Below are 16,113 nucleotides of genomic sequence, written 5' to 3'. Positions count from 1 at the left end.
GAGATATATAGGCCTGTAGCGCTACAGATAGCGCTTTATACGTTCATCTTCTTTAATTTTAATAGGATTTACTGTGAACAGAAAATCCTATTAAAAGTTACATATTCTATTATCTTTGGTGTTCCTGTGACCAGATGTCCTTCTTCAAACGACTATGAAATTAAAGTTTTACGCTGCTTGTTTTTTGTTTTTACAGTTAGCTTCCTTGGCGGGGTATTGCCAATCTTATGGATTAGGTTTTGCTGGCCATGAAGTGGTGCAGGACAAAAGGACGAGTTTGGATCTTAGTGCAGAGCAGCCCATCTGCTTGGATCGTAGTTTTGAATTGTCGTTTGATCTTTCTTTTATGCCAGGTTATGCAGATTACTTTGGTTATGTTTTCCGCCTGATTGATAACAACGAACGTAATATTGATCTGGTATATGATATGCGGTTTCTGGAAAACAAACACTTCAAATTGATTATTGGCGATAAAGTGTCTGATATTGCCTTTGATATTAACATTAATAAACTGTATAAAAACTGGTATAATTTAAAATTTCAATTTGATGCTGAACGTCAGCAGCTTATCCTGCTGGCAGATGGGAGAACTTACCGGCAAAAATTGAAGTTGGAGAACAATTGCTACAGGATTCTTTTGGGAGCAAATAACTACAAATATTTCAAAATAAAAGATGTACCTCCAATGAAAATCAGGGAGGTTAAGATCAGCGAAGATCAACATTTGAGTTATTACTGGCCATTGAACGAGAAATCAGGAAATAAAGCCCAGGAAAAGATCAAGGGAAAAGATGCGAGTGTTTTCAATCCAATCTGGGTCAAAAAACTGCATTACGACTGGGAGATGGTGAAAGATTTTGTAGTGAAGGGGCCAGCAAGCGTTGCTTTTAATCCAAATAAAGAGGAACTGTATGTGGTTGCTGAAGATTCGCTGGTCAGTTATAATCTAGTTTCCCACCAATCTACTTATCATCCATACAACTCCGGAAAACAAGGGCTACTTGCTGGAAACCAATCTATTTTTGATGCTAGTACGGGGCAGTTGTTCAATTTTTATATGGACCAGAAGTTGGTTGCTAATTTTAACTTTAGTAGTGGGAAATGGGATAAGAAATATATAAATCCCGATGTCATCACACTGTTCTGGCATTCCAACAAGTTTTATTCAGCTCTGGACAGTTCTATATATATGATTGGTGGTTATGGACAGTATCACTATAGTCATAGTGTAAACCGTTATCATTTTCCAGACAAGAAATGGTCACTTGTGCAGGCTAAAGGGAATTTTACCCCACGTTATTTATCTGCACTTGGTGCAGTAAAAGATGGCGCCTATATCCTTGGAGGGTATGGAAGCGCAACAGGTGAACAAATCTTAAATCCCAAAAATATCTACGACTTTAATTTTTACGATGTTAAGCAGGGAACTTTTAGGAAGATTTTTGAAATCAAACCTAAAAACGAAGATTTTGCTTTTGCAAACTCGATGGTGGTTAGCGAAAAAAACAACAACTACTATGCGCTCACCTTTCCAAATGATAAGTATAATTCCTATCTGCAATTAATACAGGGGTCTTTAAATACGCCTGTTTATAAACTGGTGGGTAATCGGATACCTTATGCTTTTCATGACATCAATTCTTTTGCAGACTTGTTTTATTGCCCCGCAAGTCAAAAATACGTTGCTGTGACGTTACTGCGGGATGAAAAAAGGAACCAAACAACTGTTAAGATTTTTACACTATACGGTCCGCCAGAAGTCTTTTCCAGTGCCTTAGCAGAGGGTGGGGATACATTCAAAGCCAGCAAATACTTATTATTGCTTGTGCCGGTATTCCTTATTGGCATTTTCTTTTTTTACAGGCAAAATAAGCGCCGTTCCGGAGCAGCTACAACTGGATCTGCTGTGCCGTCATTTCCAACCGAAGTTCCGTTAATTCTGGATAAAGCAGCTGATTCTGAAACGGAACAACCGAAGCCAGAAATAAAAAACACCATTTTTCTGTTCGGAGATATGCAGTTGTTTGATAGAGATGGAGAAGATATTACCAAATCTCTCTCTCCTTTGATACGGGAGCTTTTCCTGGTCGTGCTGCTGTATACTATAAAATGGGGAAGGGGGATCAGTTCTGAGAAGCTAACAGAAATATTGTGGTTTGATAAACCTGCGGAGAGTGCCAGGAATAACAGATCTGTGAATATTGCCAAACTAAAGATTATTCTGGAAAGAATAGAGGGCTGCCAGATTTCAAAAACAACCGGGTACTGGAAGATCGATTTTGAACCTAAGCAGGTTAAAATTGATTACAATCAATATTTGAATATCGTAAACAGTAAGCGGGAAATTGACAAAGCCAGGCTCAACGAACTTACGAATCTGATCCATCGTGGCGGCTTTTTGTCTAATGTAGAATATGACTGGCTGGATGGTTTTAAATCGGAGATTTCCAATGAGATCATTGATACCTATCTCCATTATGCAGCTCGTATTAAAATTGCAGATGATCCGGAATTTTTGATCAGCCTGTCTAATTACATAGCTTATTTTGATCCGGTAAACGAAGAAGCAATGTTGATCAACTGTAAAGCACTTGTACATTTGGGAAAACATTCTTTAGCAAAAACAAAATTTGAAACTTTTAGCAAAGCCTATAAAGCGATTTATGGAGAAGACTTTAAACAAAGTTTTCAGGAAATATTAGAATAGCAGATTTAATTTTTTGCGGAAATTGGGTTAAATGATACCGGTTAATCATTTGTTAGGCTTTTATTAATACCTGGATCTAACTTGGATTAAAATCAAGAAATTAAACCACTGTATGCTTAAGATGTTAACTAATGTTATGGTGCCAAAACTAAAATTGGTTTTGTGCATTCCCCTACTATGGATACAAACAGGTACCATTGCCCAGACCAAATCTTATGAGGGCACCGGGAACCTGAAATATGTAGACCCGTTGATTGGTAATGTTGGTCATTTATTAGAACCAACCCGTCCTACTATTCAATTGCCTAATCAAATGATCCGAATGTTTCCGCAAAGAAAGGATTATAAAGATGATCAGATTTCGAGCTTTCCTTTAAACGTTGTTTCGCACCGTTTAGGACAAGTATTTTCAATGAAGCCAGTTGTGCAAGAGCGAAGTCTGTCAAGCTGGAAAAAGAATATGACCTATGATTATGACCTGGAGATTAATCGCCCCTGGTACTACAGTACCTATCTTATAGATGATGAGGTGAAGGTGGAATTTACTCCCGGAAAAAAAACAGGATACTTTAAATTTGAATTTCCCACTAAGAGTAATAAATCTTTGCTTTTTGGAAACTATAACGACGGTCAAAATGAATTTAATTTTATTTCTGCCAGGGAACTAACTGGTGTTGAAGTTTATCATGGGAATATTAAGGTATATCTCTATGGTATTTTTAGTGAAGATGGTGTAATAGGTACTGTTCAAAATAATCAGCTGTCAGGCCAATCTAAGGTAGAAGGAAAAGATGCGAGGGCCTATATTAGTTTTCCTAAAAACTCTAATGGTAAAATTGAATTTAAATATGCCATCTCTTATATAAGTGCAGCACAGGCTAAAAAGAATTATGATCATGAATTAAAACAAATAGATTTTAATGCCCAATATGGTGTTGCCGAAGAGGCCTGGGCGAAAGTGATCAATCAAATCCATTCAACGGGGGGAACTGAAGCACAAAGAAGATCTTTTTATACAGCTCTGTACAGATGTTATGAGCGAATGGTGGATATCTCTGAAGATGGACAGTATTTTAGTGGTTTTGATAATAAAATACACCAAAGTAACCGGCCATTTTATGTTGACGACTGGGCCTGGGATACTTATTTGGCCCATCACCCGCTTCGTGTAATTTTAAACCCTGCACAGGAAGAGGATATGTTAAGTTCTTATGTAAACATGTATGAACAGAGTGGCTGGATGCCTACGTTTCCGGTACTGTTTGGTGACCACGCTTGTATGAATGGTTTTCATTCTACAATTAGTTTCCTGGATGCGCACCGTAAAGGATTAAAAAACTTTGATTTAAACAAGGCCTACGAAGGTCTGGCTAAAAATGCGAATGAGGCAACCATGCTGCCCTGGAGAAATGGACCTAAGACAGAGTTGGATGATTTTTATCACAATAAAGGATTTTTTCCTGCTTTGGCGATTGGAGAAAATGAATATGTACCCACTGTAGACAAATTTGAAAAACGCCAGGCAGTGGCAGTTACCCTGGGGAACAGTTATGACGATTGGGCATTGGGTCAATTGGCTAAAGACATGGGGAAGAAGGAGGATTTTGTGAAGTTTAATGCCAGAGGACAGAATTATAGAAACTTATGGGACCCAGAGAAGCAGATGTTCATGCCGAAAGATAAAAATGGCAACTGGGTTAAAATAGATCCTAAGTTTGATGGGGGAATGGGGGGAAGAGAATATTATGATGAGAATAATGGCTGGACTTATTTATGGCAGATACAACAGGATGTAAATGGATTAATAGGTTTACTGGGTGGTAAAACTGGTTTTGAAAATAAACTGGATCAGTTGTTCAGAGAGCCACTTGGGCGGAGTCAATATGAGTTTCAGGCCAAATTCCCTGACGTAACTGGGATTGTAGGCCAGTTTTCTATGGGTAACGAACCGAGTTTCCATATTCCATACCTATACAATTTTACAGATTCGCCATGGAAAACTCAGAAGAGAATCCGCTTTCTGCTAGATACCTGGTTTAAAGACAATGTATTTGGTATTCCGGGTGATGAAGATGGTGGGGGGATGACTGCTTTTGTGGTTTTTTCTTCCATGGGTTTTTACCCGGTAACGCCCGGTCTGCCGGTTTATACCATTGGAAGTCCTGTTTTTGAAAGAGTAGCTATCGATTTACCCAATGGGAACACTTTTGAAATGATCGCCAACCATTGTTCTGTAGTTAATAAATACATTCAGAGTGCAAAATTGGATGGTAAAGTATTAAGCACGCCTTGGTTTACTCATGAGCAACTTGTAGCAGGTGGAAAGCTTGAATTGGAGATGGGGCCCAAACCAAATAAAAAATGGGGGGTTGAATAAATAAATTAAGGCCAGTCGATAAACTGATTGGCCTTAATTTTATAGGTCTATTGAATAGACATATCTATCACGTCTTTCTTTCGTTCAGCAGGAGTAACAACCAGATCTGTTAGTTTACCCCTTACAATCTTACCTTGAACTGTTGTTTTAAATGGTGCATTTAATTTAAAGTCTGCACTCCACTCTTTAGGCCAGGCGGGCAGCAGCATGATTTTTTCACCTTCACATTGCATTAACATCAGCTGTAGTGCATTTTCTGCATTTCCACCATTGTCCTGATCAGGCTGGTAATCATTTTCTGCAGACCAGAAAGCAGGGAATTTCAATTCCGGATCTTTTAGATTGAAGGCAAACTGAGTGTATTCTTTGGCTACACTGGTTATGCCCAATAAAGCAGCCTGTATGGGATCTTGCGTCCAGCAACCTTTAAATCTTTCTTTACGGGCATTAAATGTTGATATGGCCAGTTTAAGGTTTGGTTTGCCAAGGCCATAGATCCGAAAAGGGTAGATGGAGTATAATTCCGGATTTTCACGATTTCTTGGCTTAGCCGTTTGTTGTCCGGAATATGGAAGAAGGATGCTGTCTCCAGATTTAGTATCTACGCCAACAGGAAGTACAGGCAGTTCTTGCAGCAGTCTTCTCCATGGTGCTTTTATTGAAGGTTCAGCAATGTTATCCGGAAGATCAATCAATTGCTGAAGTAACGCATGTAAACCTGCAATGTCTGGTGCAGGATTGTACACTTTCCAGAATTGTTCTATCGAATTAACCGGATCCAATAGTAATTTTCCGCTTTCATCTCTTTTAAAATGCTGATCGAAGAAAATGATGCCCGCTTTTGCTACCGGAAGTAATTTTTCCCTTGCAAATTCTTGATCTTCAGTGTATTTGTAATAATCCAGCATCATCATACTCAATTCAAGGACAGGCGTAAAATAATGTCCTGTCCAATCCTCTTGTACCTCTGGCCCCCAATATCTTAAACCTCCCCAAAAAGGAGCTGTTTCTGCAAAATAGACGCCATCATGGTTGTAATATTTTTTTATCTGAGCCTTATTTGCAGGAATCATTGCTATATACATATTAAAAAATGGCATCATCACATCAAAATCACCAGCCATTAACCTGGGCCAGTACATTGCACGGGTGTTCTGAAACCAATACTGGCCGCCCCATTTCCTGTAATCAGCAGTTACAGATTTTATTTCCTGATCAAGTTTTAATTTAGTGTGATTTACATTGAAGATTGACCCGTTAAATTTTACGGGGTACCCACCTCGTCCGGCGCAAGCCGTAACAAAACGCTGAAGTATGTAACCATGTGTAATATCTTGTGCTGCCTGGTCTCCATTTATGTAAATCCAGCTGCGCTTCCAAAATTGGTCCCACCATTGCTGGTGTTTTTTATAGCTTTGAGCCAGGCTGAGTTTTTCAAGACGTGAAACCTGATCTTTTGATTGTGATACCCATTTATCTCCGGTTGTTGTTGTTGCTGTTAAAGGATAAATAGAAATAAGATGAAATGTTGCCGGTTGAGTTGATTTTAAAACAGAATAACCGCTACTAATCATTCCAGTTCCCTTAATAACAGCACCGAATGTGCGATTTAATACCTCTGGATCGCTGTTTTCTCCATTTCTATGATACCAGGCAATACGGTTGATCTGGTCTTTCAGGATGACATCTGCACCGATGCGTTCATTCTTTGTGGTACGCCAGTTATCGAGTGTGAATTTTGCTGAAACCGGATGATCACTTTTTACTTCAACTCTGATCACCGGGTTATTTGCATCTACCCAGATACGTATAATGGCTCCTTTACCTTTTTTTCCTTCTGAAATTTCTATTTCGCCTTCATGTAGTTTAAGTGTCTGCAGGAAATGTCCACCTGGTTTAAATGGAGACGGACTCAGTGAAAGACGCATACCCCCCAATTTTAGTAGACCGTATAAGCCTCTGTTGTCTTCACTCCAGGCGTCGGTTTTTGCAGTGAAAAAAACGATGTCTCCACTGGGTTCGGCCCATACGTTAAGTCCTACATCACCGTTGCCAATGGGCATAGATTCTAATGATGTAGGACCAGGGGTATCCCAGGTTACATTATAGGGTTTTAAAAGTAATTCGATATTCCTTGATTCTTTCTGCTGAGCCAGAGCTGAAAGTGAACTGATCAGCATCAGAAAGGAACAGATCGTAATTTTTGACTGTCGAAAATCATTCATCATTTGTTCGGTTAGGTTCTTAAATTTATAGTAATCCTGAATAAAGATATTCCCACAAATTAATAAACCCTTAATAGCGAATTAACAGACCTTGTAGTGTTGATCCTGAGAGCTACTCTGACCATGGGGAATGTAAAATGCAGTCACAGAAATTTTTGCGGTGAAAGTTGGGGAGCATAAAGGCACATACATCGGCTTTAATATTGCCAAAAGTGGTTTCAGTCTTATGCTCAAATCCTCCAAAAAATGTGGGGATAATTTTTTTCTTGAAATCATTTCTAGGAAAAGCTTTTATAATTTCTTCCCTATGTTGTGCACTTAAATTTTCATAACCTTCACCCATTACGTCTAATCCTACTCCGCTGTACATTAATGCTACCTCATTTTCTTTATGCTCTGCGATACCAATAGTTGTATGCAAAGCAATTGTATCCCAAACCAACTGTATCTTATCTTTTGCAATGCCATGGCCCTTTAGGAAATCGCGGGCTGCGTTGGCTCCGTCGACTTCAAATCTAAGATCTGAGCTACTGTAATGAGGCACAAGACCAAGGTCATGAAATACGGATGCCACGTATAACAGTTCCGCATCATGCGTTAAATGCTTGCGTTGAGCATTTAATGATGAAAACAGAAAAACACGCAAGGAGTGGTTGTAAATAAATTCAGTACCATATTCCAGTAAAAGTTCGGTGGCCTGTATTGTAATTTTACTGTCCGGGATAGTGATACCGGCTAATTTTTTTAAACGATTTACTGACATAATTTCAAATTGTTTTATACAATTCAAAGTTATGCTCGTTAAAAGTTTCAGAGAATATCAATAACTACGTTTGACATGTCAAAATTTTCGACCTTTTTGGTTTAAAGCCCAATACTGATAAATTGATTGCGATAATCAGCGGGCGATATATTGGTATTCTTTTTAAAGAAATGACTAAACTGTTCTGGTGTATTGAAATTAAGTTGGCAAGCAATTTCTTTTACGGGACTGGAACTAAATTGCAGGGACCTCTTTGCTTCTGCAATGATTTGTCCATTGATCATCTCTTTTGCATTTTTTTTACTGCATCGTTTACAAAGATCACTCAGTCGCCGGGCTGTAATATTCAGCATTTTCGCATAGTCGCTCACTGCGTGATAATTCTGGTATTGAGCACTGAGCAAATCCATGAATTTTCGGTATAATAGATAATCCTGGCTGTCAAAGGTATCTTCATTTGTCATTTTTACATTAGCCAGTTTGATCATGATAATTTTCAGGTAAGCAGCCATTGCGTCCTGTTGATTAGTATATGCAGGCATTTCATATTCATTGAGTAGGGTAGTGAATAGAAGGCTGAGCTCATTCATTTCTGAATCATTTGGCAGTAAACGTTGATTGGCGATTGTATTATTAAATAGTACAGCTTTACAATTACTTGCACTCCTGGGTGTCTTCTCCCAAAAACAATCACCAAAAGAAACGATATACCCAGAAACAACGGAAGGTGTTTCAAATTGATAGATTTGCCCTTTGGATAATAAAAAAACCTCACTGTTCTTCACTTCAAAAAAGGAATCATCCACGGTTAATCTTCCAGTCCCACCTTCTACAAATATGATGCGATGATAACTAAGCCTGTTGGGAAAATCAGTATTTACAACTCGATTTTCCAACCGATCTATAAAAAATGAGTCTGTAATGGTTTGCTCTATAAGAATTTCTTGCACAGGTTTCACCCAATTGAATTTTTAGTAAAGATAAAAAATCACGTCGACGAATAGACGATTAAAAAGCTGCTTCTTCTATTTGTATGTTGCTTCTCAGTATAATCCATTCTAATCACAGGATATACTATTTTCTTTTTTACCCCCAATAGTATTTTTGATTCTTGTATTACATTAACCAAATCATTGTATGAAACCTGCCTCTTTTTTCTTTTCATTCTCTTTCCTTATGGTTTGCCTGATCTTTTCGCAACCTGCTGCAGCACAATTACCGGGAGTAGAAGCCGCCAAAAAACATACACTAGTTTATAATAAACCTGCGCCAGATTTTTTTGAAGGTGCCTTACTCGGAAATGGGGGTATGGGTGTAGTTGTCACGACCAGGCCAGATGCAGTAGTGCTTTATTTTGGGCACAATAATGTATGGGATATCAGGATTGCGGAACAGAATAAAGAGAAACTGGGTACATTCCAGGAGGTTTTTGATCGGGTAAAACAGATACCTGTGGGGCTTAAAAATCTTACAGATGACCCCTGGTATGCCGCTTATAACCATATGGCCTCAGAAAATTACAGTAAGCCTTATCCCAGACCTTTTCCATGCGGATCTGTGTTGCTTGGATTTGACCGGCGTAAATTGACGATGCTGGGGCATGAGCTAGACATTTCAAATGGTTTGTGTAAAGTGAAGTTTTTAACCAGTGATCATCAGAAAACTTTCCTGAACATATTTACAGAGATGAACTCTGATCTCTTGTGGATAGACTATACGGATAGTTTGGGCAGATCCATGGAGCATCCTTTTACCAGGGTTAAAATCATGCCTGATCCATCCACACCTAAAGAATTTTCAGCTTCTCAAAGTCTGGAGCAATTAGATCAAGGAATACTCGCTTTCCGCCAGGTACTGCCTGCAAATGAACAGAATCCTTCACTTAAAGATCATAAAGATAAAGCCTTTAAACTGGCAGTAAAACTCAAAGGTTCACTGCTTAAAAAGTCAAGAACGAACTGGAATGGAAATAGAGAGGAAATGGGCCTTCTGGAAGCTGGGTTTACCAGTAATAAGGAATTCCTTATGGCGATTTCTTTGGAGGAGGGACTGGATGCTGCGGTTTCTGCTGGGGAAGAAAGAAATACCATTTCCAAAAAAGACATGACAAATGCTTTTGAGGCTAATGTGAAAGCTTGGAACAGCTATTGGAGCAAATCTTCCGTACTGCTTTCTGATCATTTTCTGGAACAGACTTGGTACCGTAATCTATATTTCTTTAATTGTGCGGCAAAAGATGGAGTGAATTGCCCGGGCATTTTTGCCAACTGGAGCTATAACAATATTGGTACGGCCTGGCATGGCGATTATCATATGAATTACAATACGCAACAGCCTTTCTGGATGACTTTTTCAAGCAATCACCTGGAAAAAAATCTGCCTTATGTAAATCTTATTGAAGCTTTGGTGCCTGTGAGCCGTAAATGGGCAAAAGACTATTATGGCTTGCCTGGTATGTATATTCCACATTCCGCGTATCCGGTAGAGATGACTATGAATCCCTATCCGGTTCCTGATTGGGGTTGGGAGGTAAGTGAGACCCCATGGGCGATACAGGGACTGTGGTGGCACTATCTGTATTCAGGAGATCAGGATTTCTTAAAGAATAGAGCTTATGAACCTATTAAAGAGGCGGTTCAATTTTTAACGGCTTATATGCAAAGAAAAGAGGCAGTTGATCCAGCCCGATGGAAAGACCATAAATATCATATTTTCCCTACGTTGCCCCCTGAACTTTATGGTTTAAGACCTGGATTTAAGTATAATTATGATGGTATTGTTGATCTGACCCTCACTAAATTCGCTTTTGAAGCTTTTAAGAAGGCCACCGTCATTCTTGGAAAAACAAAAACTGAAAAACAGTTGCTGAGCCAAATAGACAACATACTCAAGAACTTTCCTGATTATCCGACCGCGGTTTCAAAGGATTATGGAAAAATATTTGTTTCTGTACCTGAAGAAAATGAACAGGTGGTTTACAACCTGCCCAATTCCTTATTTACAGTCTTTCCTGGGGAAGATCATGGACTGGATACACAGGGAGAAATGGCAAAGATTCTGCAGAATACCTATAATAGCCAGCAGAATGAAGGTGGCAATGACTTAGTGTTACTTAATTTACAAGCAGCAAGAATTGGCAAACTGGATCTGGAAACCTTTAAGAGACAAATTAATTATTGCCTTCTTCCAAATGGTACGGCTACAGATCTTGTGATGCAGACAGGTGGTCGTTATAATGACTATTCCGATTATCAATATATGGCTAAAATGGGTGTCTGGTTTGAAAATTTTGCTTTGCCTGCTGTGATCAATGAATGCCTTTTACAGGGGTATAATGGAAAGATCAGGCTGTTTCCCAACTGGCCGAAGGAAAAAGATGCCTCTTTTACTTCTCTACGTACAGTGGGGGCATTCCTGGTTAGTGCGAGTTTAGAGAAAAAGATGGTCAGTAAGGTCAGTGTATTTAGCGAACAAGGTAATGATCTATGCCTGTTGGCACCATGGAATAAAGGCTATTATACCAGTAACAAGAGGATCGGTAAAAAACACTTTTCTAATCCAAATATAGTTTTAAAGACCCAAAAGGGGGAAGATATCCAGTTTTATCCTGAATCAAAACAGCTGGATTAATTCTGCATTTTTTCAGGATAAAACTGATTAATCAAGTGTCTGTTAACGTGGGCTTTCCGGTGGTCCTAAATAGCTTGCCGGAATGGCCTTGGTTTCCAAAACGAGTTTCTGCAAAACTACACCAGGGCTAAGCGCCCATACTTTCAGCGTATGAACACCTGGTTTTTTAACCTCGTGCTTCGAACTCAAAATTTTTATATTCTCTGCCACATTAGTATCCCAGTTTCTTTGGTCGGCTTTGATGATGTCAATCGTTTGCGGCGTTTCATCGTCCATGGAAATGGCATAAGATAAAGCCATATCATGGCTGAAATCGAGTGTAGGAGAGAGGTAAGCATTGATCTTCACTTCACCTGCCTGCTGTAGTTCAATGGCATATTCCAGCCTTGGGCTTTGTGGCGCCAGTTTTTCTGTCTTTGCCGTTACCGGGAATGGGGCAACTGCAGACGACGTTCTGCCATGGTCCGGAAGCACTTTCCAGGACAGTGCATTTGTTTCAATATTACGGGTATAGTTGGCGGCTTCTATGGATATGTACCCATTTTGTTCCTGGAATGTATTCGCCTGTTTTGGCGTGTTTATCTGATGCACTTCCGCATAGACCGTGACCGAGTTGCCCTGGTCTGACTGGATTAGTATGGGTACTTTAAAACTACCATCAGGAATTTTAGAAAAGTCTGCAGTTAAGCTTATACGGACTTGATCGTTAACCTCGCCTTCTGTCTGACTGAGTTTTATCCAGGGTTTTTCGGGCATGATCTTATAATGAAAAGGTATCTTTCCACGATTGAAGATTTCTATATAAGCCGATGAATTGCCCTGTTTGTAGATGCCTGGTAAAATTGCTTCCGACTGGGTATGTGGCCACCAGTTTGCTGATCCTTCTATGGCAACACCCATATCGGCCTTTTCGGGTAAGGGAATGGTCTGTGTTGCCGGAACCGCATTCACTTCTGGTTGCTGCCAGCCGGTGTAGCCAATATGGGTCTGGTCCATCATATGGTTCCATTTTCCATGGTTAATTTCTGTATTGTAATGCTTGGTTAGGGCAGCGTCCTGATCAAAGCGCTCTTTTACGGTGATGGCTATAGCATTTGTGGCTGCTCTTCCCTGGATAGCATACAGATTGTTTTTAGCAGCTGCATAGTACATTTCATTCAGGTTTGCCAGTGCCCTGACCGGGAAGAGTATCAGTTGATCATAAGCATCTTTAGCATCGGCAGGAATTTTTTTATTCAGTTCTTCTGCATCCGCAAGCAATACCTGGTACTCTTCTACAACGCGCTCAAATTCCCTATAGTTGGTTAAACTATAGGTGTTTGCATCCAGCAGTTCCGGCTTTCTTCTTGAACTGTATTTCCCATATCTGGACAATACAGATGCAATAGCTGTTGCATTGTTTTTTCCAAATTGTTTTTCAACCCACAATGCGGTATAGGCTTCCAGATGATCCACAGGCCATCTTTTTGGAGACCAGGCATAGTCCAGGAAAAACTCTATCGGGAATTCCATAGGTTTCAAATCGCCCACGTTGACAATCCAGATCTGATTGGCGCCATATTCGTAGGCCAGATTCATCTGCTCCCAGATTCTTGGTAGTGGATTTGTATTTAACCATTTGTAATTTCTCGGGCCACCAACATAGTCAAAATGGTAATAGACCCCATAACCTCCACTTCTTGGACGGTCACTTAACTTTGGAAGCTTTCGGATATTCCCCCAGTTGTCGTCGCAAAGCAGCAGGGTAATGTCATCGGGTACACGCATGCCTTTATCGTAATAATCCTGCACCTCTTTATAGAGCGCCCAGAGCTGTGGCGTTTTAGAGGCCTCCTTTTTGGTTTGCTCTGCAATGATTTGACGCTGGTCTTTTACAATCCGCTCCAGCAGAGCAATATTGCTGCCTTCAGACATGGGTTCGTCACCATCACCCCTCATTCCGACAGTTACAATACTTTCATTATTGCCCATTCTCTGAATGCCTTTAGTCCAGAATTCTTTAAGGGCTTGTTCGTTGGTGGCATAGTTCCATGGGCCTTTGCCGTACCGTCTCCATTCGTCGTGGGCCCGGGTCAAAGGTTCATGGTGTGAGGTGCCAATCACTATGCCATATTCGTCTGCAAGCTTCGGATTTAAGGGATCATCATCATAAAAAGCATTGCCCCACATGGCAGGCCACAAATAATTGCCTTTCAGGCGCAGGATCAATTCAAAGACATGGGTGTAAAACTTATGGTTAAAACCTCCGAATTTCTCTTTAGACCAGCCAGAAAGAGCCGGAGCTTCATCGTTGAGGAAGATGCCTCTGTATTTTACGGCCGGTGTACCTTGACTGTGCAGGCCGGGCGCAACAAACAGATTTTTCTGCTGCTTAACCGGTACATCTGCCCACCAATACCAGGGAGATACACCAATCTTAGAGGATAAGTCGTAAATACCATATATGGTCCCCCTTTTGTCGCTGCCCGTAATCACCAGGGCTTCATCTATACCTGGGAAGGGCTTTTTTACAGTTTGGATCACAAAGGTTTCCCATTTTCCTTTAATAGCCGATATCTCCAGTTTATGCTGTTTTACCAACAGGTCAATCTCTGGGCTTTTGCCTAAGGTGCCAATGATAACGAGCATGCCTTTTTTAGGCATAACATTGTAAAAATAAGGCGTATTTCCGGTAACTAGTTTCAGATCAGACTGCAAATTTTTAGCCGCAAGTAGCACGCCGGGGTAATCCTGGGGGTTTACGAATATGGAGGTAGGTGATCCGTTCTGGCTAAGCGGAAAATGAGCCTTGCTGGCTTGACTGGAAATATAGGTTTTATCATCTATTGCAAAACTATATTGGTAGCTGCAAATCATGAAAAGTACGAGTAACAAATGTCGGTTCATCATTTAAAATTTGGTTATGGCGTAAAAGGCTTTTTTTCTTTTGAGTTGCTGGTCAAACAGGAGCGGGTAGTTCTTGCGTCCCTGTACCGGATATTCATCCAGCCAGCTGTGCCGGTCTGAAATGTTCCAGAAAGTGACCCCGGTAATTTCTTTGCGGTGTGCACGCAGTACCTGGAACACTTCTTTATACTTGTTGATCTGCTGTTTTTCAAGCGCAGAGGTGTAGGCATCAGGCTCTCCGGGACGTAATGCCCTTTTTTCTTTTTCCCAGGGATAAACTGAAATATCGAGTTCAGTGATCTGGATCTTTAAACCAAGGGCAGCATATTTTTTAATGGCATTTTCAAGTTCGGCAGTGCTGGGTTCAAAAATAGACCAGTGGGCCTGCAGGCCTATACCATATATAGGTACATTCTTGTCTTTAAGGTTTTTGATCAGGCGGCAGATCCTTTCTACCTTCTCCGGCCGTTCCGTATTGTAATCATTATAGAACAACAGTGCATCAGGATCTGCTTCATGTGCGTATTCAAAAGCCTTGGTTATAAAGTCTTCGCCGCAGATCTGGTACCAGAGCGAATTTCTGAGGTAAGCACCCGGATGGTCATCAATTGCCTCATTGACCACGTCCCAGGCATAAACTTTTCCTTTATAACGTTGCATTACCGTAAATATATGCGATCTCAATCTCGAAAGCAGGACCTCTTTACTCACCTGATTTCCCTTGCTGTCTTTAAACAGCCAGGCAGGTGTTTGTTCATGCCAGCAAAGGGCATGGCCCCGTACTTTTAGACCGTTTCTTTGAGCAAAGGAGACAATGGAGTCTGCGTCTTTCCAGTGGTAACGGTTTTCTTCGGGATGAATAGGGCCCATTTTCATGGCATTCTCAGGTGTAATGCTGGCAAATTCCCTTTTAATGAGCTGGGCTTCTTCTCCCTTGAGGGAAGAAACAGAGACCGCTACACCCATGGTAAAGTAGGATTGATAAATATCCTTCAGTCCCTTGCTATTGGTTTGGGGAGATTGCCCGGCACTTTTAAAAGGAATATACAGCCCTATAAGAATCCAAAAAATTAACTTGTTATAAAATGCAATCGATTTCAAAATATCCATATCTAATACGATTTAGTGAGTTTTTGGAGGTGTATTATCTTTTCTATTCCAGGTAACTGAAAATGGCGGTTAAGATATAGCAGCTGGTAATTATGGTTCATATTTGGCTTTAAACAAGGTTTTTTTCTCTTCCTTATGTCATTATAAAATGATGTGGCTGAATAAACGCCTGCACCTGTGATTTTATAATGACATCTGTGAGTCCCTGAAAATAAAATTATAAAAAAATAATTACAATCGATTGCATTATTGAAAATTCTTTCTACTTTTATCCTAGTAACCAAATATATCACCCTGTACTTCAGTACTGATTCGTGATTATTTCCAGAATACCACAGTATCATATAAGGATATTGTAAAATGATTATTTGTAATAAATATTTAGAAACGAATGAATATGCATTATTAATTAAGA

Annotated in this window: 8 protein-coding genes; 3 read left to right on the top strand and 5 right to left on the bottom strand. The window is 40.1% G+C overall.

Annotated elements, in window-relative coordinates; all coding sequences use genetic code 11:
* Positions 1-154 precede the first annotated feature (154 nt).
* Both DBR11_RS07945 and DBR11_RS07940 read left to right on the top strand, forming a co-directional pair.
* Positions 155-2,707, top strand: a complete 2,553-nt coding sequence (locus DBR11_RS07945; RefSeq protein WP_108551343.1) for a galactose oxidase — start codon at positions 155-157, stop codon at positions 2,705-2,707.
* 112 nt (positions 2,708-2,819) lie between these two features.
* Positions 2,820-5,084 (top strand): GH92 family glycosyl hydrolase, encoded by a 2,265-nt coding sequence (locus tag DBR11_RS07940; protein WP_233260685.1) that lies wholly within the window; start codon positions 2,820-2,822, stop codon positions 5,082-5,084.
* Positions 5,085-5,131: 47 nt separating this feature from the next.
* Here DBR11_RS07940 and DBR11_RS07935 read toward each other — a convergent pair whose 3' ends face one another.
* The 3 genes from DBR11_RS07935 to DBR11_RS07925 form a co-directional block, all read right to left on the bottom strand.
* Positions 5,132-7,312: a DUF5703 domain-containing protein gene (locus DBR11_RS07935; protein WP_146186487.1), complete on the bottom strand. Its 2,181-nt coding sequence runs from the start codon at positions 7,310-7,312 to the stop codon at positions 5,132-5,134.
* Between the two features lie 109 nt (positions 7,313-7,421).
* Positions 7,422-8,072 (bottom strand): HD domain-containing protein, encoded by a 651-nt coding sequence (locus tag DBR11_RS07930; RefSeq protein ID WP_108551339.1) that lies wholly within the window; start codon positions 8,070-8,072, stop codon positions 7,422-7,424.
* Between the two features lie 101 nt (positions 8,073-8,173).
* Positions 8,174-9,031 (bottom strand): helix-turn-helix domain-containing protein, encoded by an 858-nt coding sequence (locus DBR11_RS07925; RefSeq protein WP_108551337.1) that lies wholly within the window; start codon positions 9,029-9,031, stop codon positions 8,174-8,176.
* A 178-nt stretch (positions 9,032-9,209) separates the two neighbouring features.
* Between DBR11_RS07925 and DBR11_RS07920 the strand changes: the two genes are divergently transcribed.
* Complete coding sequence (locus tag DBR11_RS07920) at positions 9,210-11,702, top strand: glycoside hydrolase N-terminal domain-containing protein (protein WP_108551334.1); 2,493 nt, start codon at positions 9,210-9,212, stop codon at positions 11,700-11,702.
* Between the two features lie 42 nt (positions 11,703-11,744).
* On the opposite strand, the gene DBR11_RS07915 is transcribed toward DBR11_RS07920, so the two are convergent.
* Positions 11,745-14,591 (bottom strand): glycosyl hydrolase 115 family protein, encoded by a 2,847-nt coding sequence (locus DBR11_RS07915; protein ID WP_199233790.1) that lies wholly within the window; start codon positions 14,589-14,591, stop codon positions 11,745-11,747.
* Entirely contained in the window at positions 14,592-15,698 is a 1,107-nt protein-coding gene (locus DBR11_RS07910; protein WP_108551332.1) for an endo-1,4-beta-xylanase, read from the bottom strand.
* Positions 15,699-16,113: the final 415 nt, after the last annotated feature.

It is taken from the genome of Pedobacter sp. HMWF019, assembly GCF_003061025.1.
Classification (GTDB): Bacteria; Bacteroidota; Bacteroidia; order Sphingobacteriales; family Sphingobacteriaceae; genus Pedobacter.
Note: the sequence above shows the minus strand (reverse complement) of the source record. Positions and strands in the feature narration are given on the sequence as shown.

Excerpts from the sequence above, each read along its gene's own strand:
- DBR11_RS07945 (WP_108551343.1), top strand. The coding sequence starts at position 155 with ATGAAATTAAAGTTTTACGCTGCTTGTTTTTTGTTTTTACAGTTAGCT.
- DBR11_RS07940 (WP_233260685.1), top strand. The coding sequence starts at position 2,820 with ATGCTTAAGATGTTAACTAATGTTATGGTGCCAAAACTAAAATTGGTT.
- DBR11_RS07935 (WP_146186487.1), bottom strand. The coding sequence starts at position 7,312 with ATGATGAATGATTTTCGACAGTCAAAAATTACGATCTGTTCCTTTCTG.
- DBR11_RS07930 (WP_108551339.1), bottom strand. The coding sequence starts at position 8,072 with ATGTCAGTAAATCGTTTAAAAAAATTAGCCGGTATCACTATCCCGGAC.
- DBR11_RS07920 (WP_108551334.1), top strand. The coding sequence starts at position 9,210 with ATGAAACCTGCCTCTTTTTTCTTTTCATTCTCTTTCCTTATGGTTTGC.
- DBR11_RS07915 (WP_199233790.1), bottom strand. The coding sequence starts at position 14,591 with ATGATGAACCGACATTTGTTACTCGTACTTTTCATGATTTGCAGCTAC.
- DBR11_RS07910 (WP_108551332.1), bottom strand. The coding sequence starts at position 15,698 with ATGGATATTTTGAAATCGATTGCATTTTATAACAAGTTAATTTTTTGG.